This window comes from SAR86 cluster bacterium (assembly GCA_029268615.1).
Classification (GTDB): Bacteria; Pseudomonadota; Gammaproteobacteria; order Magnimaribacterales; family Magnimaribacteraceae; genus JAQWNM01.
This window is the reverse complement of record JAQWNM010000010.1, coordinates 207013-228915: the sequence shown is the minus strand read 5'-3', so window position 1 is coordinate 228915 and position 21903 is coordinate 207013. Positions and strand designations below refer to the sequence as shown.

Sequence of the window (21903 nt, the reverse complement as noted above, 5' to 3'; positions counted from 1 at the left end):
CATTATTAACTAGCTCCTATAGTCCGAATTCATTCTTATATATTCTGAAGAAATATCGCAAGTTAAAATCTCAAAAGAAGACGAAGTCTTTCCAAAATTTAACTCTAAATTAATATGCTTTTTCTTAAATTCATTTAGTCCTTTTTTCTCAGAATAATTTTTGTTTAGTTCGCCCTTAGTAAATACTTTATGCGGGCCTATTTTGAGATCAATATTATTAGGATTAATTTTTAAATCTTCTAAATTGCAGGCCGCCATTATAATTCTACCCCAATTAGGGTCTCCACCAGTAAAGGCAGTCTTTAAAAGAAGAGAATTAGAAATATGCCTGGCCATTTTTTTGCATAAATTATTCGACTTAAGCCCTTTAATTTTTATACTGATTAATTTACTTGAACCTTCTGCATCTAGCATTAATTTTTTAGAAAGCTCTTTGAAGGTATTGATTATTTCCTTTTCTAATAATTCTCTATTATCTTTAAAATTTACTAAAGAACTCCCAGTAGCAACTAACAATGAAGAGTCATTTGTTGAAAGATCTCCATCCACTGATATTGCATTTAAAGATTGATCACAAGCTGTTCTATGAATTTTATGTAAATCTCCATTATTTATTCTTAAATCAGTAAAAATAAAGCTTAAGAGGGTTGCCATATTTGGATGGATCATCGCAGAACCTTTTGCAACAGCAAATATATTTACTTTCTCTTTTTTAACTAATATTGTTTTTTTAATTAATTTTATTTTAGTATCCGTGGTCATGATTGCTTCAGCAAATTCTTTCCAGTTAGAGAGACCGAGATTTTTTTTTCCTTTTATCAGAGCCTTTTTAAGTGCTGGCAAGTTGAGCCTTTCTCCTATGACTCCAGTAGAGAACGGAAGGAATTGATTTTCTTGACAATCAAATTCTTTACCTAGATAGGCATTAATATCTTTGCAGTCTTTTAAGCCGTAACTCCCTGTTGCTGCATTTGCATTACCTGCATTAATTACAAGATACTTCTTACCTTTTTTATTTTCATTTATATTTTCTTTACAAACTATAACAGGGGCTGCTTTTAAATCATTGGTTGTAAAGAGACCTGACAATTTAGTTTTTTCATTCAATTCAATTAATACAGTATCTAATCTATCTCCATATTTTTGCTTGCTAGAAGAAGTTCCAATTTTTATTTCTTTCATATATAGATTACTTTTTCTTTTTAGCCATTTTGGCTTCTATCCTTCTCATTCTTCTATTTCCCGCCAAAGGCTCTTTATTTTTATTTAATTTTTTCGGCTCTTTTAGAGGATCTTCTAAAGCAGAGGGGGCTTGTTCATGTTGAAAAGTTTGAGTAGTATTTTCATCAAGTTTAGATATTTTCTCGGCATCATTAACCTCTATTTGAACTCTCGACAAAAATTTTATTGCTTCAACTCTAATCTCTGCAAGCATTACTTCAAAGAGCTCAAAAGCTTCTCTCCTAAACTCTAGTTTAGGATTTTTATTTGCGTAACCTCTGAGACCTATACTTTGTCTTAAATATTCTGTGGAAGCTAAATGTTCTTTCCAGTTATTATCAATAACTTGAAGAAGTATTTGTTTCTCGAAGCCTCTCATTTGTTGACCTATAGCCTCAGATTTTAATTTATATTTATCTTCAAGATGTTTAACTATTTTATTTGTTATTTCATCATTACTTAGATTTGGTTCTTGGCTAAACCACGATTGAATAGGAAAATATTCCCCAAAATCATTTTGTAAGGTTTTTTCTAAGCTTTTTATATCAAAGTCAATATTTTGTTCTTGAGGAATAAAGCTATCAACCATGTCATGCACCACCTCTAGTCTCATTGAAGAGATGACTTCTGAAATATCTTCACTCTCAAGAATTGTATTTCTTTGAAGATAGATTACTTGTCTTTGTTCATTTGCCATATCATCATATTCAAGAAGCATTTTTCTTATATCAAAGTTTCTTCCCTCTACTCTCTTTTGAGCTCTTTCTATAGCCCCACTTAACATCTTATGTTCTATAGATTCTCCATTTTCAAGACCTAGGTTTTGCATAATTCCAATAAATCTCTTGGAAGAAAATATTCTCATAAGAGAGTCTTCTAAAGATAAATAGAATCTAGAGCTTCCTGGATCACCTTGCCGGCCTGATCTTCCTCTCAGCTGATTATCAATCCTTCTAGACTCATTTCTTTCTGTCCCTATAACATGAAGTCCACCACAATCTATTACCGACTTATTGAGCTCTTTCCATTCGGTTAACTTTTGTTCTTTTGTCTCTAGGTTTTTAATTTCTAATTTTGAGAATTCCACTTCCCAATTTCCTCCTAAAACAATATCAGTACCTCGTCCTGCCATATTAGTCGCTATAGTAATCACTCCTGGTTTTCCAGCCTGACTTATTATCTCTGCTTCTCTGGCATGATTCTTTGCATTTAGAACTTGATGATCTATATTTTCTTTAGAAAGATACTTTGATAGTGTTTCAGAACTTTCTAAAGATGCAGTTCCAACTAGAATTGGATTACCATTATTTTGCGTATATTTAATCTCTTCAACTATGGCCTCAAATTTTTCTTTTTGGGTTAGATATACCATGTCATTTTTGTCCTTTCTTACCATAGGTTTATTAGTGGGGACTTCTATGACATCTAGACTATAAATCTCCTTAAATTCTTGGGCCTCTGTAAGAGCTGTACCAGTCATACCAGCCAATTTTTCATATTGTCTGAAATAATTCTGGAAGGTGGACGATGCGAGGGTTTGACTTTCAGTCTGTATAGGAACATTTTCTTTTTCCTCTATAGCCTGATGAAGTCCATCAGCCAGTCTTCTTCCTGGCATGGCTCTACCTGTATTTTCATCAATAAGGATTACTTGATTATCATTAACCAAATAATCCACATCTTTGTTAATAAGAAAATATGCTCTTAAAGAGGATTGAATATAATGTAACAACCTTAAGTTATTAGAAGAATAGAGGCTTTGATTACTTTCTATTAATCCTTCATCTTTTAATAATTTTTCGATAAAGTCATGCCCACTATCTGTAAGCTCAACTTGTCTAGATTTTTCATCTACAATGAAGTGACCTTCAATAGGTTGAGGTTGAGGTTGATTTGATGAATCGTTTTCTGCCTCAGCGTCTACAAAAGGCTGCTCTATAAGTTTTGGAATGAATTTACCAATCTTCTGAAATATTTTGGATGAATCTTGAGATGAACCTGATATAACGAGAGGAGTTCTTGCTTCGTCAATTAAAACCGAATCAACTTCATCGATAATAGCAAAATAGAAATCATTCATAACTCGATCTTCTTTTCTATAGACCATATTATTTCTAAGATAATCAAATCCGAGTTCATTATTAGTTGCATAGATCACATCAGCTTCATATGCTTTAGATCTATCTTCTGGAGCCATGTTAGAAACTACAAAACTAACTTTTAATCCAAGATTTGAATATATTGGTTCCATCCAATTTGCATCCCTTTCAGCCAAATAATCATTTACTGTTACAAGAACTACTTTCCTGTTACTAATAGAATTTAGGTATACAGGAAGAGTTGCTGCTAGAGTTTTTCCTTCTCCCGTTGCCATTTCAGCTATAAGTCCATTATGAAGAATAATTCCTCCAATCAATTGAGCATCATATGGTCTTAAGTTAAGTGTTCTTTTGCCAACCTCGCGTGCAACAGCAAAAGCTTCTGGGAGAAGTTCATCTAAAGATGTGCCATTCGAGTGCCTTTGAACAAAATCATCTCTATATTCTTTTAATTCTTGGTCAGTCTTTAATGCAATAGACTCTTCTAAAGAATTAATCCTATCTACAATAGGTTTGATTTTGCTTAATTGCTTTTGATTAAATGATCCAAATATTTTTTTTAAAATTCCCATCTAAATAGTTAATTAAACCTAATTCTATCAATCGATAGGCTAAGTGTCCTTCAAAAAAAGATCAGTGCTAGCCTTCGCTAGGGTTTATTATAGGGTCTAGATATGTGATAGGGGAGTCATTTCTATCATCGTAAGATCTGACTTCCCAAGTTTCTGGTCTATTAATTAGTTCTCTTAATAAGGCGTTATTGACTGTATGACCTGATTTATAGCCCTCAAAAGATCCTACAAGATTATGGCCTAACAGATATAAGTCTCCAATAGAATCTAGTATCTTATGTTTTACCATTTCGTCTTCAAATCTAACTCCATCTGAGTTGAGAATAGCATGATCGCCTATCGCAATGGCATTTTTTTGGCTAGCTCCTAAAGCTAGGTTTCTTTGTTGTAAAAGTTCTACTTCGTTATCAAAACCGAAAGTTCTAGCTCTAGATACTTCCTTTACGAATGATGTACTATTGAAATTTATTGTTGCTTTATTTGAATATTTTCTATGCACTGGATGATCATAGACCATTGTAAAGGTTACTTTAAAACCTTCAAAAGGAGAAACCTCCGCCCAAGCACCATTCCATTCAACCCTAACCTTTTCTTTTATTCTAATAAATTTTTTTAGAGCCCGTTGCTCATCTATGCCTGCTGATTGAATTAAAAATACAAAAGGGCCAGCACTTCCATCCATTATTGGGATTTCAGGAGCAGTTACCTCGACATATGCATTGTCTATTCCAAGACCCGCCATTGCAGAAAGAAGGTGCTCAATAGTTGAAATCTTTACTTGCTCTTTTGTTAAAGTAGTAGATAAAGTAGTTTCTCCTACATTTTCAGCGCTAGCCTTAATTTCAACTATCGGATCTAAATCTACTCTTCTAAAGATAATCCCTGTATCTGGGGGCGCTGGCTTTAAAGTTAAGAAAATAGGTTGACCGCTATGCAAGCCAATCCCAGAGGCTTTTATAGAATTGGTTAGAGTTCTTTGAGTCAGCATTTTAGTATTCTATAGAATATAGACTTTAAATTGCATGATTATTTTGCCTTAAATATTCAAAAAGCAATATACCACTAGATACAGAAGCATTAAGACTGTCTATTTTACCTGGCATGTTTATGGAAATTAGAATATCGCAGTTTTTTGCAATATTAGATTTAAGGCCTTTATCTTCAGATCCAATAACCAGTGCAGCGCTACCAGTCATATCAGCATCTAGATAATTAGTATTTGATTCAATGGTAGCACCCATAACTTTAATCCCTTTAGAGCTTATTTTTTTTATTGTTCTTGATAGATTAGTGACAACTATAAATGGAATAAGTTCAGTTGCTCCAGAAGAAATCTTTCTAACAGTAGGCGTTAAATGGCAAGCTCTATCTTTTGGAACAATTACTGCATCCACACCAGCAGCTGAAGCCGATCTTATACATGCGCCTACATTATGAGGATCAGTAATATGATCCAAGATAAGAAGGCATACTCTTGACTTTTCAATAAGTTGATCCAAATATGTTTCTCCTTCATGTGAACGAACATTACAAGTCACTGCTATACCTTGATGGTTTTGTTCTCCATAGTTGTTTGTGAAATATGATTTAGTTTCCTTTAATATTTTTATGTTTGATTTATTAGCTAGAACTATGAGATCAATTATTCTCTTACTTGATTTATTTTCCAGTACAGAAAGTAATTTGACTGAATTTGGTCTAGTCTTGATGATCTCGTAAGCAGCGTTTATGCCTAGGATGGTTTCTTGATTTGGATCAAGCTTGTTAGTTTGCATTATCTTTTTATTTTACAAGATTTCTAAATCTATCATTTGAGAAATTATATCCACTTTCTTTATTCGAACCCGAAGTTTGTCGCCAAGAGAGTATTTATGGCCTGATTTATTACTTTCTAGGGTTTGAGATTTTTCGTCAAAAGAATAATAGCCTTTCTTCGGCAAGAACTTTATATGACAAAGGCCTTCTATATTTAAATCATCTAGAATGATAAATAATCCAAAATTAGTTACAGCTTGAATAACTCCTTTGAATTCTTTACCAATATTGCTAGATGCACATTCGCACTTTAAAGTCTTTAAGGCATCTCTTGTTGCTTTTTCTGCTAATCTTTCTTGATGGGAAGAATGAATAGCTATCTCTTCTAATTCATCTTTATTAAATGGGTTTTTTTCTTTAACAAGAGTATCAGTTTGATTTTTTGATAATGAAAGTCTATTAGAGGTTGAGTTTCTAATCAGAGCTTTAAGACTCCTATGAACAATTAAATCCGGATATCGTCTTATGGGAGAAGTGAAATGGGTATAGGATGGATAACCTAATGCAAAATGCTCAGAAACATTGGTTTCATATTTCGCAAGAGATAATGTCTGAAGGACCTGAAGGTGGATTATGGATTCATCTTCTTTGTCTTTGAAATTATTTACTATTTTTGTAAGGCTTTTTACATTTATTATAGATGGAACTGCTATATTTATATTTTTAGTATTGAGAAAGTTTTTTAGTCTTTCAATTTTTTCACTTTCAGGTTTTGGATGTGTTCTGAAGATGCCTGGTACTTGATATTTAATTAAAACTTCTGCAGCACAAATATTAGTTAGCAACATACATTCTTCTATCATTAAATGTGCTTTTGTTCTGGATGGGCTAATAAATCTTTGAATTTTTTTCCCTTTTACAATAGGGATATATTGAGGAATGTCTAACTCAAGAGCTCCCCTCAGATTCTTTTCTTTTTTTAATATTCCATAAATCTTATTAAGTATTTTTAAGGAATGAAAATAGGGCTTATTTTCTCTCTCTAACTCTTTTTGTATATCTTCATATACTAATCTTGCATTTGAATTTATGATAGCTTCAAAAAATTCAGCTTCTATCAATTTTCCTTCAGATTCGATTTCTATTTTTGCTACCAATACCAATCTATCTTCATTAGGTCTAAGTGAGCATAAGCCATTGCTAATGACTTCAGGGAGCATAGGTATAACTTTCTTATGAAAATATATAGAGGTACCTCTTTTACGCGCTTCTTTATCTAAAATAGAATTTGGTTCAACGAAATGTGATACATCTGCAATCGCCACATAAAGATTAAAATTTCCATTATTATTTTTCTCAGCATAGACAGCATCATCAAAATCTTTAGCACTTCTACCGTCAATGGTTACAAAGTTCTTTTGTCTTAAATCAACTCTGGAATGAGAAATTTTTTGATATTTTTTTGAATCTAAAAGTTTAGTTTCTTCTGATATTTTAGGATCCCAAGCTTCCTCTAAATTATGTTTTATGATTGCTAAATCATTTGCCTTATCAACCACATCAGACGAAGAAATTATTTTTTCAATCTTTGCAGTTGCTTTTGATGATTTTTTTGGCTGAGTGCAAATAATTACCTTTGCAAAACAATTTTCGATCGAATCTTTGAGATCTTCATCTAAAAGGTTGATTTCAAATTTTTTCCCATAGTCTAGGGGAATAGCAATCCATTTCTTAGATTTTTTTTGAATTTTAGCTATTAAAGAAAGAGTATTTGATTTTCTTATTGATTCTATTTTTGCCCAACTATTTTCGGATAAAGAAAATATAACTTCATCTCCAGGAAAAACTTTTTTTAATTCATTTTCTTTTAATTTAAATTTAGTTCCTGTTTCTTCTTGCAGAAGATGACAACTTCTACGAGCATAAATAACTTTACCGACTAGATTCTTTTTTTGTTTATTCTTTTTTGAGAACTTCACAGAGAGTACCTAGTAAAGATTCCTGCAGAGGTATTAAAAGACCTTTTAATAATATTAGATATTTTTCTTAAGTGTAAGTTAAGAATTTTGGAGCTGGCGATAGGATTTGAACCTACGACCTGCTGATTACAAATCAGCTGCTCTACCAACTGAGCTACGCCAGCAATCTTAAAAAACATTTAATTGATATCTCTTATTGTAACTTCTCCACTTCGAAGAGTGTAGGTTTTATCTTTAGAAACAAAAATTAATTCTCCCAAAGAATTTACCTTACTTGCTTTACCTTTAATCACACTTCCGTCAGATAGAAGTGCCATGCAATTTTTCTTATGGAAATAATTAAGGCTATTAAATTCTTCTAAATAGCTTGAAAATCCTTGATTAGGAAAAGTATCTATTAAATTTATTAAATGATTAATTAGATTTGAAGCAATAGTATTTCTTTCGATTTTTTTATTTTTTATATTTTTAATGGATGTCCACTCTTGATCTATTGTTTTTCCTTCCTTTAAGGTCATATTTACATTTATTCCTATTCCAATAACTATATTAAGATTATTTTTCTTCGAAAGTGAAGTCTCAATTAATATTCCAGCTAATTTTTTATTTTCAAAATAAATGTCATTGGGCCATTTAATTTTTAGACCATTTACACTAATTTCTTTAAGTGCCCTTATAATAATTACTCCAATGGCTAAACTTAGTCCATCTAATTTATCTACATTAATTCTTGATTTCCAGGCAACAGAAAGATAAATATTTTTACCTAAAGGGCTGACCCATTTTCTTTTGCGTTGACCTCTACCTGATTTTTGTTGCTCTGCAAAAATAAAAGTTAGTTCATTTTGTGTGCTTAGTAGAATTTTTTTTGCATCATCATTCGTAGAATTTGTAATTCTTTTTATAATAATATTGCTTTTTTTATTTTTATTTTTTTTTAAAATAGACTTAGCTATTAGGCTTTCTGACAACATATCGTAAAAATTTTATACATTTAATAAGTGAGTATATGAAAAAATTATTTAATTTGCTTATTTATTAAAGTTGACAAGGAAACATGTGATCTACAGAATTGCATTCATTTCTTCAAATGGAGGGATTGGGGAGCGGTCAAACCCAGCAGACTGTAAATCTGCCGCCTCGTGCTTCGAAGGTTCGAATCCTTCTCCCTCCACCATTTTTCCGAAAATCTATAACCAAAAAAAACTTCTGAAAAAGCTTGCAAAAAGGCCTCAAAGAGACTATAAAAGCGCTCCTAGTTTGGATTGTTAAAAGGGGTTAAACAATAAAAGTTGAAAATGACGCTCAATGTTAGCTTTTTTGCGTTTTATTTTAAGATTTTTATGAGTTTTGCTCATATAGCTCAGGTGGTAGAGCACTTCCTTGGTAAGGAAGAGGTCACCGGTTCAATTCCGGTTATGAGCTCCGTGATAATTAAATAATAAGTATAATTTTTATAAATAATTGGTAATAAAATGGCTAAAGCAAAATTTGAAAGAAATAAACTTCATGTAAATGTAGGAACAATCGGTCACGTAGATCATGGTAAAACAACTTTGACGGCAGCTCTTACGAAAGTTTCAGCTGATGCTTTTGGAGGAGATGCAGTCGCTTTTGATGGCATTGATAATGCACCTGAGGAAAAAGAAAGAGGTATCACAATTTCTACGAGTCACGTTGAGTATGATTCTGAGACTAGACATTATGCCCATGTAGATTGTCCAGGACATGCTGATTACATTAAAAATATGATAACTGGAGCTGCCCAAATGGATGGAGCTATTTTAGTTGTTAGCGCTGCTGATGGTCCTATGCCCCAAACAAGGGAGCATATACTGTTGGCTAGACAAGTAGGCGTACCTCACATAGTTGTTTTCCTCAATAAGGCAGACATGGTAGATGATGATGAGTTAATTGAATTGGTTGAAATGGAAATAAGAGAATTACTCACAGAATATGAATTTCCAGGTGATGATACTCCTATTATAGTTGGTTCAGCCCTTAAGGCACTTGAAGGAGATGCTGGTCATATTGATAAAGTTAAGGAATTGATAGGATCTCTAGATACTTTTATACCAGAACCTGTTAGAGAAACAGATAAACCTTTTTTAATGCCTATTGAAGATATTTTTACAATTCAAGGAAGAGGAACAGTCGTAACTGGAAGAATTGAGAGAGGAGAAATTAAGGTTAACGAAGAAATAGAGATTGTTGGTATAAGAGATACTCAAAAAACAGTTTGTACTGGAGTTGAAATGTTTAGAAAACTTTTAGATGAAGGTAGAGCTGGAGAAAATGTAGGGATACTTCTTAGAGGCACGGAGAGAGATGAAGTGGAGAGAGGTCAAGTTCTTTGTAAGCCAAGCTCTTTAAATGCTCATACAAAGTTTGAAGCGCAAGTATATATTCTAAGCAAAGAAGAAGGTGGTAGACATACTCCTTTCTTTAAAGGTTATAGACCGCAGTTCTATGTTAGAACGACAGACGTTACGGGAGCGGTAGAGCGTCCTGCAGATGTTGAAATGGTAATGCCAGGTGATGATATTAGTATGACAGTGGAATTAATATCGCCTATAGCTATGGAAGATGGCATGCGTTTTGCTATAAGAGAAGGTGGCAGAACGGTTGGTGCTGGTGTGGTTTCAAAAATTATTGCTTAGGCCAGTAGCTCAATTGGCAGAGCGGCGGTCTCCAAAACCGCAGGTTGGGGGTTCGATTCCCTCCTGGCCTGCCAGATGCTTTCTATTTTAAATTTTATGAAAAATAAAGTTTCGTCATCAGCAACAAACTATATCAAATGGCTACTAGGTATTGGGCTGGCTCTTTTTTCAGCTTTGATTAACTCTTATTTTGGTTCAGAACCATTATTTTATAGAGTTTTAGCCATTATATTTATTTTGGTGTTAGCTTTTATTTTTATCTTCAGCACTGCAGAAGGAGCAAGTGCTCTTAAAATAATTTTAGAATCTAGAAATGAGATTAAACGTGTTATTTGGCCAACACGCTCTGAAACTACTTCAACATCTTTTATAGTTATAGGAGTGGTGACAATAGCTGGTTTGATTTTATGGGGTCTAGATTCACTTTTTTCTTGGGCCACAGCATCAATTTTAGGTTAACTTAATGAATAAAGAATGGTTTGTCATACATGCTTACTCAGGTTACGAGTTTAAGGTGCAAGAAGCTCTACTTGAAAGGATTAAAAGATTTAATATGGATGATTTCTTTGGTGAAATTATGATACCAGCTGAAGAGGTTATTGAGTTGAAGGGTGGTGTAGAAAAAAAATCACAAAGAAAGTTTTTTCCAGGATATGTTCTTATAAATATGGAACTTAATGAAGAGACTTGGCATTTAGTAAAAGACACACCAAGAGTTATGGGTTTTATAGGCGGAACGAAAGATAAACCATCTCCAATTTCAGATGCAGAGGCTAATGGCATTATGAATAAAATCGAAGCAGAACCAGGCTCTTTTGCTCCAAAAGTTACTTTTGAAATTGGGGAAATGGTAAGAGTTATTGAAGGACCCTTTAATGACTTTAGTGGAGTTATTGAAGAAGTAAATTATGAAAAAAGTAGGGTGAAATTAGCAGTGCTGATTTTTGGAAGATCAACTCCCGTAGAATTAGAATTCACTCAAATAGAAAAAGGTTAAAATGGCAAAAAAAGAATTAGATACTTTTATAAAGTTACAGATACCTGCTGGCCAAGCTTCCCCTAGTCCTCCAGTAGGGCCCGCTTTAGGTCAACATGGATTACCTCTTATGGATTTTTGTAATCAATTTAATGCAAGGACTAAGGAGTTAGAACAAGGACTAACAGTCCCAGTTGTTATCTCTGTATTTAAGGATAAATCTTTTGAGTTTGTTATTAAATCAACTCCTGCTTCAGTATTAATTAGAAAGGCGGCAGGTATACCAAAAGGTAGCGGAACTCCAAATAGTTTAAAGGTAGGAAAAGTCACTGTTTCTCAGCTTGAAGAAATAGCTAAAATTAAAGATGCAGACTTAACAGCAGCAGATATGCAAGCTGCAGTAAATACCTTAAAAGGCAGTGCTCAAAGTGCTGGAATAGAAGTTGAAGAATCATAGAATGATATGAATAATAGAAGAGAAAAAATAGAAAAAATGGTTAATGATGGAAGTCTTTATTCAATAGACTCAGCTATAGAAGAAATACAATCTCTACCTGCATTGAAATTTAAAGAGTCAATAGATGTTGCCATCAGGTTAGGAGTAGATCCTCAAAAATCAGATCAGAATATGAGAGGAGCTCTATCTCTTCCTGCAGGATCTGGAAAACCTTGCAAAGTTGCAGTTTTTGTAGATGGAGACCAAGCTAAAGCTGCAGAAGCTGCAGGTGCAGATAAAGTTGGTATGGAAGATCTAGTTGAAAGTATTAAAGCTGGAGATCTTGACTTTGATGTTGTCATAGCCACACCAGAGACTATGAAGTTAGTAAGTCCGTTGGGTAAACAATTAGGTCCAAAAGGGTTAATGCCAAATCCAAAAGAAGGTACAGTCACAAAAGAGGTTGGTAAAGCAGTTGAGATGGCTAAAGCAGGACAAATAAGATACAGATCTGATAAAAATGGGATTATTCATGGACGTATTGGTGATATTTCTTATGAACCTAATCAAATAAAAGAGAATTTAGAAACTTTGTTATCAGATTTAAAGAAAAATAAACCACCTAGCTCAAAAGGAATATTTATAAAAAAAGTTTCTTTATCATCAACCATGGGTCCAGGTCTTAATCTGGATCTTTCAACCTTGAATTTTTAATTCTATGAAGTATTTATTTAATTTCTTCATAAGAAAACTTCTTCAAGATGATGCAAATTTTTTGCATCTATCGAAGACCGTAGGAACTTGTCGTATTGACAGGTTTAAAAATTATCCTACGCAGATTAGGGCTTTATCTTTTATAAGGTCCAAGATGTCTAATCTTTTTCTATAATTTTATAGAGGGAGGAGGATAAACATATGCCAATGCGCTTAGAGGAAAAGAAATTAGCAGTTGAGAAACTGCATGGTATTGCAGAGTCAGCTATTTCAGTTGTTGCAGCAGATTATCATGGTAGTTCAGTCTCTGAATTAACTCTCCTTAGAGAAAAAGCTAGAGAAACAAAAGTTCATCTAAAAATTATCAGAAATACCTTGGCTAAACAAGCCCTTAAAGGTACTAAATTTGATTGTTTTGATGATCTTCTTGTCGGACCTACAATGCTAGCCTTTTCTTTAGATGATCCAAGTAGCGCAGCAAAACTAATGAATGATTTTAGGAAACAAAATTCTTCATTTGTGGTGAAAGGACTTTCTTTTGGTGAAGATCTTTTAGATCTAAGTAGATTGACTGATATAGCTAATCTTCCTTCAAAAGAAGAAGCGATAGCTCAGTTGTTAGGTATTTTAAATGCTCCAGTTACAAAACTTGTATCTAGCCTGAATCAGGTTCCTTCTAAACTTGTTAGAGTATTAGAATCTATAAAACAACAAAAAGAACAGACATCTTAATTAAATATAAATTTTGGAGAAAAAAATGGCATTAAGTAAAGAGGATATTTTAGAAGCAATTTCAGAAATGAGTGTTATGGATGTAGTTGATTTAATTGCAGCCATGGAAGAAAAATTTGGAGTCACTGCTGCAGCCCCGGTAGCCGCAGCAGCTCCAGCAGCAGCATCTGATGCTGCAGCAGAAGACGAAGGTCCTACTTCTGTAGATCTTCATTTAGCTGCAGTTGGAGAGAAAAAAGTAGATGTTATAAAAGCTGTAAGAACCATTACAGGGCTGGGGCTTAAAGATGCTAAAGCATTAGTGGACGAAGCTCCTTCAACCATCAAGGAAGAAGTGGATAAAGCTGAAGCAGATGAATACAAAAAGCAATTAGAAGATGCAGGAGCAACGGTAGAACTTAAATAAATTGCTTAGTTTTTCGGTATTAAATTTTTTAAATAAAACCTAAGAGGTATTTATGACTTTTTCTTACACAGAGAAAAAAAGAATAAGAAGGAATTTTGAGAAGATTTCTTCAGTAATTGATCTGCCTAATTTATTAGCTACTCAAACCGAGTCTTATGCTGATTTTCTTCAAGCGTTTACCTTGAAAGAAAAAAGAAAAGAAGAAGGTTTAGAGAAGATTCTTAAATCAATTTTTCCTATAGAAAGTCACAATAAGAATGCAAGAATGGAGTATTCTGGTTATGATTTAGGTTCTCCTAAATTTGATGAAAGGGAGTGTAAGATTAAAGGGATCACCTATGAAGCGCCATTGCATATAGACTGCAACATCTTATTTTTTGACAAAGATACGGGTAAATTAAAGGAAGGAAAGGCTCAAAAAGTTTACATGGGAACTGTTCCTTTAATGACAGAACATGGTCAGTTTATTATCAATGGTACAGAAAGGGTTGTGGTATCTCAATTACATAGATCACCAGGATTATTTTTTGATCATGATAAAGGGAAAAGTCACTCCTCAGGGAAGGTACTTTATGGTGCTAGGATTATTCCTTACAGAGGATCTTGGTTAGATTTTGAATTTGATTCCAAAGATTTAGTCTTTGTCAGAATTGATAGAAAGAGGAAATTACTAGCAACGATTCTTTTGAAAGCTTTGCAATATTCAAGTCAAGAAATTTTAGATATTTTTTACGAAAAACAGCAATTTAAAGTAAAGGGCGAAAATCAATTTGAATTACAATTGATTCCTAAAAGGCTCATGGGACAAATTTGTCCAGTAGACATTTCTCATAAAGGAGAAAAATACGTTACTGCGGGCGATAGGGTTAGCGCAAGACATATTAGAAAGATTGAGGGTGCTAGAATAAAAACCTTAACTTATGATCAGTCTTCTCTTGCTGGGTTAGTGTTAAGTAATGATATATTTGATAAGTTAACTGGTGAGGTTGTAATTCCCTGCAACACTATAATAGATGATGATGTCATTCTTAAGATGCAGGAATTAAAACTTAAGGATTTCCAAGTTTTATATATTAATGACCTCGAGTCAGGTCAGTACATGTCTGACACTCTTAGAAGTGATCAAACTACTAATGATTTAGAAGCATTGGTAGAGATTTATAGAATGATGAGACCTGGTGAGCCGCCAACTAAAGAAGCGGCTAGTACATTATTTCAAAGTTTATTTTTTAATCCTGAAAGATATGACCTTTCTGCAGTAGGTAGGATGAAATTTAATAAACGCCTTGGTAGGGACGAGATTGAAGGTAATAGTGTATTAGAACATACAGATATTCTAGATGCTTTAAAAACTTTGGTTGCTATTAGGAATGGTAAAGGATCTGTTGATGATATTGATCATTTAGGAAATAGAAGAGTTAGGTCTGTAGGTGAAATGGTTGCAAATCAATTTAGGATCGGATTAATCAGAGTAGAAAGAGCAGTAAGAGAAAGATTAGGGACAGCTGAATTGGAAGGACATGGACCTCAAGATTTAATAAATGCTAAACCTATTTCAGCTGCAGTTAGAGAATTCTTTGGTTCAAGTCAACTTTCACAATTCATGGATCAAAATAATCCTTTATCTGAGGTAACTCACAAAAGAAGAATTTCAGCTCTAGGTCCTGGCGGACTCACTAGAGAAAGAGCAGGTTTTGAAGTCAGAGATGTTCATCCAACACATTATGGCAGAGTATGTCCTATTGAAACCCCAGAGGGGCCAAATATTGGACTTATAAATTCTTTATCGGCTTATGCAAGGACAAATGAATATGGCTTCTTAGAAAGTCCTTTTAGGAAAGTAATTAATGGATCTGTTACAGAAGAGTTTGATCACTTATCTGCTATTGAAGAATCGAAATATGTGATAGCTCAAGCTAGCGCTTTAATAGGTAAAAAGAATGAATTAACTGAAGAATTAGTAGCAGTTAGATTTAATAATGAGTTTACTTTGATGTCTCCAGAAAAAGTAGACTATATGGATGTATCTCCTCAACAAGTCGTATCTATAGCTGCTTCTTTAATACCTTTTTTGGAGCATGATGATGCTAATAGAGCCCTGATGGGATCTAACATGCAGAGACAAGCTGTTCCAACTTTAAGGACAGAAAAACCGTTGGTTGGTACAGGAGTTGAAAGTCTTATCGCTAGAGATTCAGGATCTTGTGTCACGGCTTCTAGATCTGGATTAGTTGAAACTATTGATGCGAGTAGGATTGTAATAAGAGTTGATGAGAACGAAATCAATCAGGGCGACTCTGGTGTAGATGTATATAACTTAATTAAATATACAAGGTCTAATCAGAATACGTGTATAAATCAAAAGCCCTTAGTTTCAGTCGGAGATAGAGTTAAAAAGCAAGATATATTAGCAGATGGACCATCTGTAGATTTAGGTGAATTAGCTCTAGGACAAAATGTAAGAATGGCATTTATGCCTTGGCATGGTTACAACTTTGAAGACTCAATTTTAATTTCAGAAAGAATTGCAAGGACTGATAAATTTACTAGTATACATATTCAAGAATTAACCTGTATAGCTAGAGATACAAAGTTAGGTGCAGAAGAAATTACAGCAGACATTCCTAATGTAGGAGAAGCTGCTTTATCTAAATTAGATGAACACGGCATTGTTTATCTTGGTGCAAAAGTTAAACCAGGAGATATTCTAGTTGGAAAAGTTACTCCTAAAGGAGAAACCCAATTAAGCCCTGAAGAAAAACTCTTAAGAGCAATCTTTGGAGAAAAAGCATCTGACGTAAAAGATTCCTCTCAGAGGGTTCCGGGAGGAGCAACGGGAACAGTAATAGGAGTGCATGTATTCACTAGAGAAGGCCTAGAAAAAGACGGTAGAGCTCTGGCCATAGAAGAAGACCAACTTTCTCAAATTAAAAAAGATATTGATGATGAGTTGAAGATAATTGAAGATGCAGCTCAAAATAGAATAGCAACTCTCTTACAAGGTAAGAAAGTACTTTCTGGAAAGGGCCTCACCAAAGGTTCTTCTATAAGTAAACAAGCTCTAGATGACTTGAATCTAAATGATCTTTTAAAAGTAAGATTATCTAATGAAAAAATAAATTCTCAGATAGAAAATATAGGATTAGATCTTGAAGCCTACAAAAAATCATTAAAAGATAGATTTTCAGAAATGAAAGAAAAAGTAATCTCTGGTGAAGATCTTCAGCCGGGTGTCCTAAAGATTGTAAAAGTCTATCTTGCAGTAAAAAGAAGGATCCAGCCAGGGGATAAATTAGCAGGGAGGCATGGAAATAAGGGTGTCATTTCAGCAATAGTTCCCATGGAGGATATGCCTTATGATGCAGATGGAGAGCCTATAGATATAGTTTTAAATCCTCTCGGTGTTCCATCTAGAATGAATGTAGGGCAGATTCTCGAGGTACATCTTGGAGCGGCAGCTAAAGAGCTCGGAAAGAAAGTGTCATTAATGCTTGATGAACAGAAAAAAGTATCAGACGTTAAAGATTTTTTAAAGAAGATTTATCCTCAAAAAGACTCTGAAGAATTAACTAAATTTAAGGATGAAGAAATCTTTACTTTAGCTAATAATTTACGAGAAGGTGTGCCAATGGCTACTCCAGTATTTGACGGAGCTCACGAAAGTGAAGTGAAGGACATGCTTGATCTAGCAGGTCTGGATAAGAGCGGCCAAATGCAACTTTATGACGGAAGAACTGGGGAAATGTTTGATAGGCTTACTACAGTGGGGTATATGTATATTCTTAAATTAAATCATTTGGTTGAAGATAAAATGCATGCAAGATCAACTGGTAGTTATAGTTTAGTCACACAACAACCACTAGGAGGCAAGGCTCAATTTGGCGGCCAAAGACTAGGTGAAATGGAAGTTTGGGCTTTAGAAGCGTATGGAGCTGCTTATACATTACAAGAGATGTTAACTGTGAAATCAGATGATGTAGTTGGAAGAACAAGAGTATATAAGAGTCTAGTTGATGGAGATTTTGAAATGGAACCAGGAGTACCTGAATCCTTCAATGTTTTAACTAAAGAAATTAGATCTTTAGGTATAGATTTAGACTTAAAAGAGACCTCAGGGTCTGAATAAAATTAGGAGATATAATTGAAAGACTTACTTAATATTTTAAGAGATCAAGGGCGAAGCGTTGAATATAATTCAATAAAAGCTTCTTTAGCTTCTCCTCAACAAATCAGATCATGGTCATATGGTGAAGTTAAAAAACCAGAAACTATTAATTACAGAACCTTTAAACCAGAAAGAGAAGGTCTATTTTGCTCTAAAATTTTTGGACCTGTAAAAGATTATGAATGTATTTGTGGTAAGTATAAGCGAATGAAACATAGAGGAGTAGTTTGCGAGAAATGCGGAGTAGAAGTAACTTTATCTAGAGTTCGAAGAGAAAGGATGGGTCACATAGAGTTAGCAGCTCCAGTTGCCCATATTTGGTTTTTAAAGTCTTTACCTTCAAGGATTTCATTAAGTCTTGATTTAACATTAAGAGACCTAGAAAGAGTTCTCTATTTTGAATCATATATAGTAACTGATCCTGGGATGACTGAGTTTGAAGTTTGTCAACTTTTAACTGATGAAGAATACTATGAAGCCTTAGAGCACTGGGGAGATGAGTTTGAAGCTGGTATGGGCGCTGAATCAATTCAAAAATTATTAATTGATTTAGATCTAGAAAGTGAAATGGCTGATCTTCAAGATGAACTCCTTCAAACTAAATCAGAAGCCAAAATTAAGAAGATATCAAAAAGGCTGAAGCTTTTAAAATCTTTTACTGAATCAGGAAATAAGCCTGAATGGATGGTTCTAGAAGTTTTACCTGTCCTTCCGCCTGACTTGAGACCTCTAGTCCCTTTGGAAGGAGGACGGTTTGCTACTTCTGATTTAAATGATCTATATAGAAGGGTTATTAATAGAAATAATAGACTTAAACGTCTTTTGGATTTAAACGCTCCTGACATAATTGTTAGAAATGAAAAAAGAATGCTTCAAGAGTCTGTAGATGCTCTTATAGACAATGGCAGAAGAGGAAGGGCAGTTACTGGCTCTAATAAAAGAGCTCTAAAATCTTTAGCAGATATGATCAAAGGAAAACAAGGAAGATTTAGACAGAACTTACTAGGTAAAAGAGTAGATTATTCTGGAAGGTCTGTAATTGTTGTTGGGCCAACTTTGAAACTTCATCAATGTGGAATACCTAAAAAGATGGCCTTAGAGTTATTTAAACCTTTTGTATTAGGTAAATTGCAGGCTTTGGAATTATCTACAACTATAAAAACAGCCAAGAGGCTTATAGAACAAGAAGATCCAGTTGTTTGGGATATTCTTGCAGACGTCATAAGAGAGCATCCTGTTCTTTTAAACAGAGCTCCTACTTTACACAGACTTGGTATTCAAGCCTTTGAACCTCTTTTAATTGAAGGAAAGGCTATTCAACTTCACCCTTTAGTATGTAAAGCCTTCAATGCTGATTTTGATGGAGATCAAATGGCAGTTCATGTTCCTTTGACTTTAGAGGCTCAAATAGAAGCTAGAGCTTTGATGATGGCATCTAATAATATCCTTTCTCCTGCCAACGGAAAACCTATCATTGACCCTTCTCAAGATGTTGTTTTAGGTATTTACTATATGACAAGAGAAAAGATAAATGTAAAGGGAGAAGGAAAGATATTTTCTTCTTTAGAGGATGCTCATAAATCTTACTATGCAAATCTTATAGATCTTCATGCAAAGATAAAGGTAAGAATATCATCAAATACAGAAGAAGAACGATCTTCTAAAATAATTGATACTACATTAGGAAGGTCGCTTTTATTTAGCATATTACCTAAAAATCTTTCTTTTGATCTTGTTAATAAAACTCTAGATTCTAAGGCTATATCTTCTTTGATCGATATGTCTTATAGAAAAGCAGGTCTTAAAGATACAGTAATTTTTGCTGATCATCTCATGTATTTAGGATATGAGTTTTCTACTAAATCTGGAAGTTCAATAGGAATAGAAGATTTTATAATTCCAGATAATAAAGAAGCCGTTGTTAAGACTGCAGAAAAAGAGGTAAAAGATATTGAAGCTCAATTTTCATCTGGTCTAGTAACTCAAGGTGAAAAATATAATAAAGTTATTGATATTTGGTCGAGAGCAAATGAAGTCATAGCTAAATCTATGATGGATAATATATCTAAAGAATCCGTAATAGACTTTGAGGGAAATAGTGTAGAGCAAGATTCTTTTAATTCTATATTTATGTATGCTGATTCTGGGGCTAGAGGTTCTGCAGCTCAAATAAGACAGTTAGCCGGAATGAGAGGCTTAATGGCAAAACCAGACGGATCTATTATAGAGACTCCAATCATAGCTAATTTTAGAGAAGGTCTTTCCGTATTAGAATATTTTACTTCTACTCATGGAGCTAGAAAAGGTTTAGCTGATACAGCACTAAAAACAGCTAATTCAGGGTATCTAACAAGAAGGTTAGTAGACGTTGCTCAGGACTTGGTTGTTACGGATTATGATTGTGGCACACAAAAAGGAATCTTGATAAGGCCTGTTATAGAGGGAGGTCAAGTATTAGCTCCACTTGGTGAGAGAGTGCTAGGAAGGACTGTTATAGGAGATGTTAATTCGGATTCAGGGGAAAAGATTTTATCTGATGGTGATTTGATAGATGAGGATTTAGTAGACTTACTTGATGAAAATGGAGTTCAAGAGATTACAGTTCGTTCTGCAATATATTGCGATATAAATTACGGATTATGTTCAAAGTGTTATGGACGTGATTTGGGTAGAGGACATCTTGTTAATATAGGAGAAGCAGTAGGAATAGTTGCAGCCCAGTCTATTGGTGAACCGGGAACACAGCTTACTATGAGAACTTTTCATATAGGAGGAGCTGCTTCCGGAACGGCATCAGAAGATAATATAACAACAAATTTCGAAGGAAATGTTAGTTATGATTTTAGAACAGTAAAGAAGAAAGATGGCTCCCAGGTAGCTCTTTCCCAATCATCTGAAATCTCAGTGTTGGATAAAGAAGGTAAAGAAAAAGAAAGATTTAAAATCCCTTATGGCACAACTATTAATTTTAAATCTGGGAGCAAAGTGTCTCCTGGAGATACTATTGCAAGATGGGATCCTCTTACTAGGCCAATAATTGCAGAGATTAGTGGTAAAGTAAAATTTAATGATATTGAAGATGGAACCACAGCTAGAATTTCTCAAGATTCTTTAACTGGTCTTACTAATATAGAGATAATTGATATCAATGAAAGAAAAAAAGGAGAAGCTCAGGAAAAGAAACCATCTCTTTCAATTGTTGATAATAAAGGTAATGAAAAGCATCTTTCAGATTCTAAAGTTCCAGCTTTATATCCTCTTCCAGGAAATGCAATAGTTCAACTTACTGAGGGATCAACAATAGAAGTGGGAGATGTTGTAGCTAGAATTTCTCAAGCATCTGCTAAGACCAAAGATATTACTGGGGGTCTTCCTCGTGTAGCTGACTTATTTGAAGCTAGAACTCCTAAAGAAGAAGCTATTTTAGCTAGCGCTTCCGGTATAGTCTCTTGGGGTAAACCAACTAAAGGAAAGGAGCGCCTTATTATTACTAATGACTCAGGAGAAGAGGTAACAAATCTTATTTCTAAAGTTCGACACCTAAATGTATTTGAAGGTGAAAGAATAGAGAAAGGAGATATAGTTTCAGACGGACCTATGAGTGCTCATGATATTTTAAAATTAAGAAGCTTAGAGGAATTAATAAATTATATAGTTGATGGAATCCAGGAAGTCTATCGATTGCAAGGAGTTTTAATTAATGATAAACATATTGAAGTAATCTTAAAACAAATGCTCCGAAAGGTAGAAATTATAGATCCAGGCAACTCTGACTTCATAATAGGAGAACAAGCTGAATATTCCAATGTTCGTGAAATAAATGCTAAGCTAAAATCAGAAAAGAAATCACTTATTGATTATCAAAGACTTCTTTTAGGTATCACTAAAGCTTCTCTTGCAACTGAATCTTTTATTTCTGCAGCTTCTTTCCAAGAAACCACTAGAGTTCTTACTCAGGCAGCTATAACTGGAAGAGTAGATAGCTTAAGAGGTTTAAAAGAAAATGTAGTTGTAGGAAGACTTATCCCAGCAGGAACTGGCTACTCTAAGACTCAAGAAAGTTTTGAAGTAGAAGTTGAAGAAGAAGAGATAGATTTTGAAGAAGCTTTAGCGGAAGCTTTAAAGGAGGAAGAATAGGTTGACCTTAACTCTTCGTCTCTTTAGAATTCGCGTTCTCAACAACATTGC

15 protein-coding genes and 4 tRNA genes are annotated in these 21903 nt (G+C 33.9%); 12 read left to right on the top strand and 7 right to left on the bottom strand.

The features are described from left to right. Positions 1 to 9: 9 nt before the first annotated feature. The 7 genes from argJ to P8J93_05555 form a co-directional block, all read right to left on the bottom strand. Positions 10 to 1182 (bottom strand): bifunctional glutamate N-acetyltransferase/amino-acid acetyltransferase ArgJ, encoded by a 1173-nt coding sequence (gene argJ / locus P8J93_05585; GenBank protein MDG2061267.1) that lies wholly within the window; start codon positions 1180 to 1182, stop codon positions 10 to 12. A gap of 7 nt (positions 1183 to 1189) precedes the next feature. Further along, positions 1190 to 3892, bottom strand: a complete 2703-nt coding sequence (secA, locus tag P8J93_05580; GenBank protein ID MDG2061266.1) for a preprotein translocase subunit SecA — start codon at positions 3890 to 3892, stop codon at positions 1190 to 1192. Between the two features lie 67 nt (positions 3893 to 3959). Further along, positions 3960 to 4880 (bottom strand): UDP-3-O-acyl-N-acetylglucosamine deacetylase, encoded by a 921-nt coding sequence (lpxC, locus tag P8J93_05575; protein MDG2061265.1) that lies wholly within the window; start codon positions 4878 to 4880, stop codon positions 3960 to 3962. A gap of 25 nt (positions 4881 to 4905) precedes the next feature. Continuing rightward, positions 4906 to 5667 carry a 23S rRNA (guanosine(2251)-2'-O)-methyltransferase RlmB gene (rlmB, locus tag P8J93_05570; GenBank protein MDG2061264.1) on the bottom strand — a complete coding sequence of 254 codons (762 nt, stop codon included), beginning with the start codon at positions 5665 to 5667 and terminating at the stop codon, positions 4906 to 4908. Between the two features lie 12 nt (positions 5668 to 5679). Then, on the bottom strand, positions 5680 to 7626 hold the full coding sequence (locus tag P8J93_05565; GenBank protein MDG2061263.1) for a VacB/RNase II family 3'-5' exoribonuclease: 1947 nt from the start codon (positions 7624 to 7626) through the stop codon (positions 5680 to 5682). A gap of 88 nt (positions 7627 to 7714) precedes the next feature. Continuing rightward, positions 7715 to 7790: transfer RNA gene (locus P8J93_05560), tRNA-Thr, on the bottom strand. 15 nt (positions 7791 to 7805) lie between these two features. Then, entirely contained in the window at positions 7806 to 8600 is a 795-nt protein-coding gene (locus P8J93_05555; GenBank protein ID MDG2061262.1) for a biotin--[acetyl-CoA-carboxylase] ligase, read from the bottom strand. A 118-nt stretch (positions 8601 to 8718) separates the two neighbouring features. Here P8J93_05555 and P8J93_05550 point away from each other — a divergent pair. The 12 genes from P8J93_05550 to rpoC all read left to right on the top strand — a co-directional run bounded on the left by P8J93_05550 (position 8719) and on the right by rpoC (position 21852). Then, positions 8719 to 8803: transfer RNA gene (locus tag P8J93_05550), tRNA-Tyr, on the top strand. A 175-nt stretch (positions 8804 to 8978) separates the two neighbouring features. After that, positions 8979 to 9051, top strand: a tRNA-Thr gene (locus tag P8J93_05545). 50 nt (positions 9052 to 9101) lie between these two features. Further along, positions 9102 to 10286 (top strand): elongation factor Tu, encoded by a 1185-nt coding sequence (gene tuf / locus P8J93_05540; GenBank protein MDG2061261.1) that lies wholly within the window; start codon positions 9102 to 9104, stop codon positions 10284 to 10286. Continuing rightward, positions 10285 to 10360: transfer RNA gene (locus P8J93_05535), tRNA-Trp, on the top strand. Before tuf ends, P8J93_05535 begins: the two co-directional genes overlap by 2 nt. Positions 10361 to 10382: 22 nt before the next feature. Beyond that, positions 10383 to 10745, top strand: a complete 363-nt coding sequence (secE, locus tag P8J93_05530; protein MDG2061260.1) for a preprotein translocase subunit SecE — start codon at positions 10383 to 10385, stop codon at positions 10743 to 10745. 4 nt (positions 10746 to 10749) lie between these two features. Continuing rightward, positions 10750 to 11283, top strand: a complete 534-nt coding sequence (gene nusG / locus P8J93_05525; protein MDG2061259.1) for a transcription termination/antitermination protein NusG — start codon at positions 10750 to 10752, stop codon at positions 11281 to 11283. Position 11284: 1 nt separating this feature from the next. Continuing rightward, positions 11285 to 11719: a 50S ribosomal protein L11 gene (gene rplK / locus P8J93_05520; protein MDG2061258.1), complete on the top strand. Its 435-nt coding sequence runs from the start codon at positions 11285 to 11287 to the stop codon at positions 11717 to 11719. Between the two features lie 6 nt (positions 11720 to 11725). Then, positions 11726 to 12412: a 50S ribosomal protein L1 gene (rplA, locus tag P8J93_05515; GenBank protein MDG2061257.1), complete on the top strand. Its 687-nt coding sequence runs from the start codon at positions 11726 to 11728 to the stop codon at positions 12410 to 12412. 201 nt (positions 12413 to 12613) lie between these two features. Next, entirely contained in the window at positions 12614 to 13144 is a 531-nt protein-coding gene (gene rplJ / locus P8J93_05510; protein MDG2061256.1) for a 50S ribosomal protein L10, read from the top strand. Positions 13145 to 13169: 25 nt separating this feature from the next. Then, positions 13170 to 13550, top strand: a complete 381-nt coding sequence (gene rplL / locus P8J93_05505; GenBank protein MDG2061255.1) for a 50S ribosomal protein L7/L12 — start codon at positions 13170 to 13172, stop codon at positions 13548 to 13550. A 52-nt stretch (positions 13551 to 13602) separates the two neighbouring features. Next, positions 13603 to 17676, top strand: a complete 4074-nt coding sequence (rpoB, locus tag P8J93_05500; protein MDG2061254.1) for a DNA-directed RNA polymerase subunit beta — start codon at positions 13603 to 13605, stop codon at positions 17674 to 17676. A gap of 15 nt (positions 17677 to 17691) precedes the next feature. Next, positions 17692 to 21852, top strand: a complete 4161-nt coding sequence (gene rpoC / locus P8J93_05495) for a DNA-directed RNA polymerase subunit beta' (protein MDG2061253.1) — start codon at positions 17692 to 17694, stop codon at positions 21850 to 21852. Positions 21853 to 21903 lie beyond the last annotated feature (51 nt).

Coding starts and splice junctions, on each gene's coding strand:
- rplK (MDG2061258.1), top strand. CDS start 11,285: ATGGCAAAAAAAGAATTAGATACTTTTATAAAGTTACAGATACCTGCT.
- rlmB (MDG2061264.1), bottom strand. CDS start 5,667: ATGCAAACTAACAAGCTTGATCCAAATCAAGAAACCATCCTAGGCATA.
- rpoB (MDG2061254.1), top strand. CDS start 13,603: ATGACTTTTTCTTACACAGAGAAAAAAAGAATAAGAAGGAATTTTGAG.
- rplJ (MDG2061256.1), top strand. CDS start 12,614: ATGCCAATGCGCTTAGAGGAAAAGAAATTAGCAGTTGAGAAACTGCAT.
- argJ (MDG2061267.1), bottom strand. CDS start 1,182: ATGAAAGAAATAAAAATTGGAACTTCTTCTAGCAAGCAAAAATATGGA.
- nusG (MDG2061259.1), top strand. CDS start 10,750: ATGAATAAAGAATGGTTTGTCATACATGCTTACTCAGGTTACGAGTTT.
- lpxC (MDG2061265.1), bottom strand. CDS start 4,880: ATGCTGACTCAAAGAACTCTAACCAATTCTATAAAAGCCTCTGGGATT.
- P8J93_05555 (MDG2061262.1), bottom strand. CDS start 8,600: ATGTTGTCAGAAAGCCTAATAGCTAAGTCTATTTTAAAAAAAAATAAA.
- secA (MDG2061266.1), bottom strand. CDS start 3,892: ATGGGAATTTTAAAAAAAATATTTGGATCATTTAATCAAAAGCAATTA.
- rplL (MDG2061255.1), top strand. CDS start 13,170: ATGGCATTAAGTAAAGAGGATATTTTAGAAGCAATTTCAGAAATGAGT.
- rplA (MDG2061257.1), top strand. CDS start 11,726: ATGAATAATAGAAGAGAAAAAATAGAAAAAATGGTTAATGATGGAAGT.
- tuf (MDG2061261.1), top strand. CDS start 9,102: ATGGCTAAAGCAAAATTTGAAAGAAATAAACTTCATGTAAATGTAGGA.
- secE (MDG2061260.1), top strand. CDS start 10,383: ATGAAAAATAAAGTTTCGTCATCAGCAACAAACTATATCAAATGGCTA.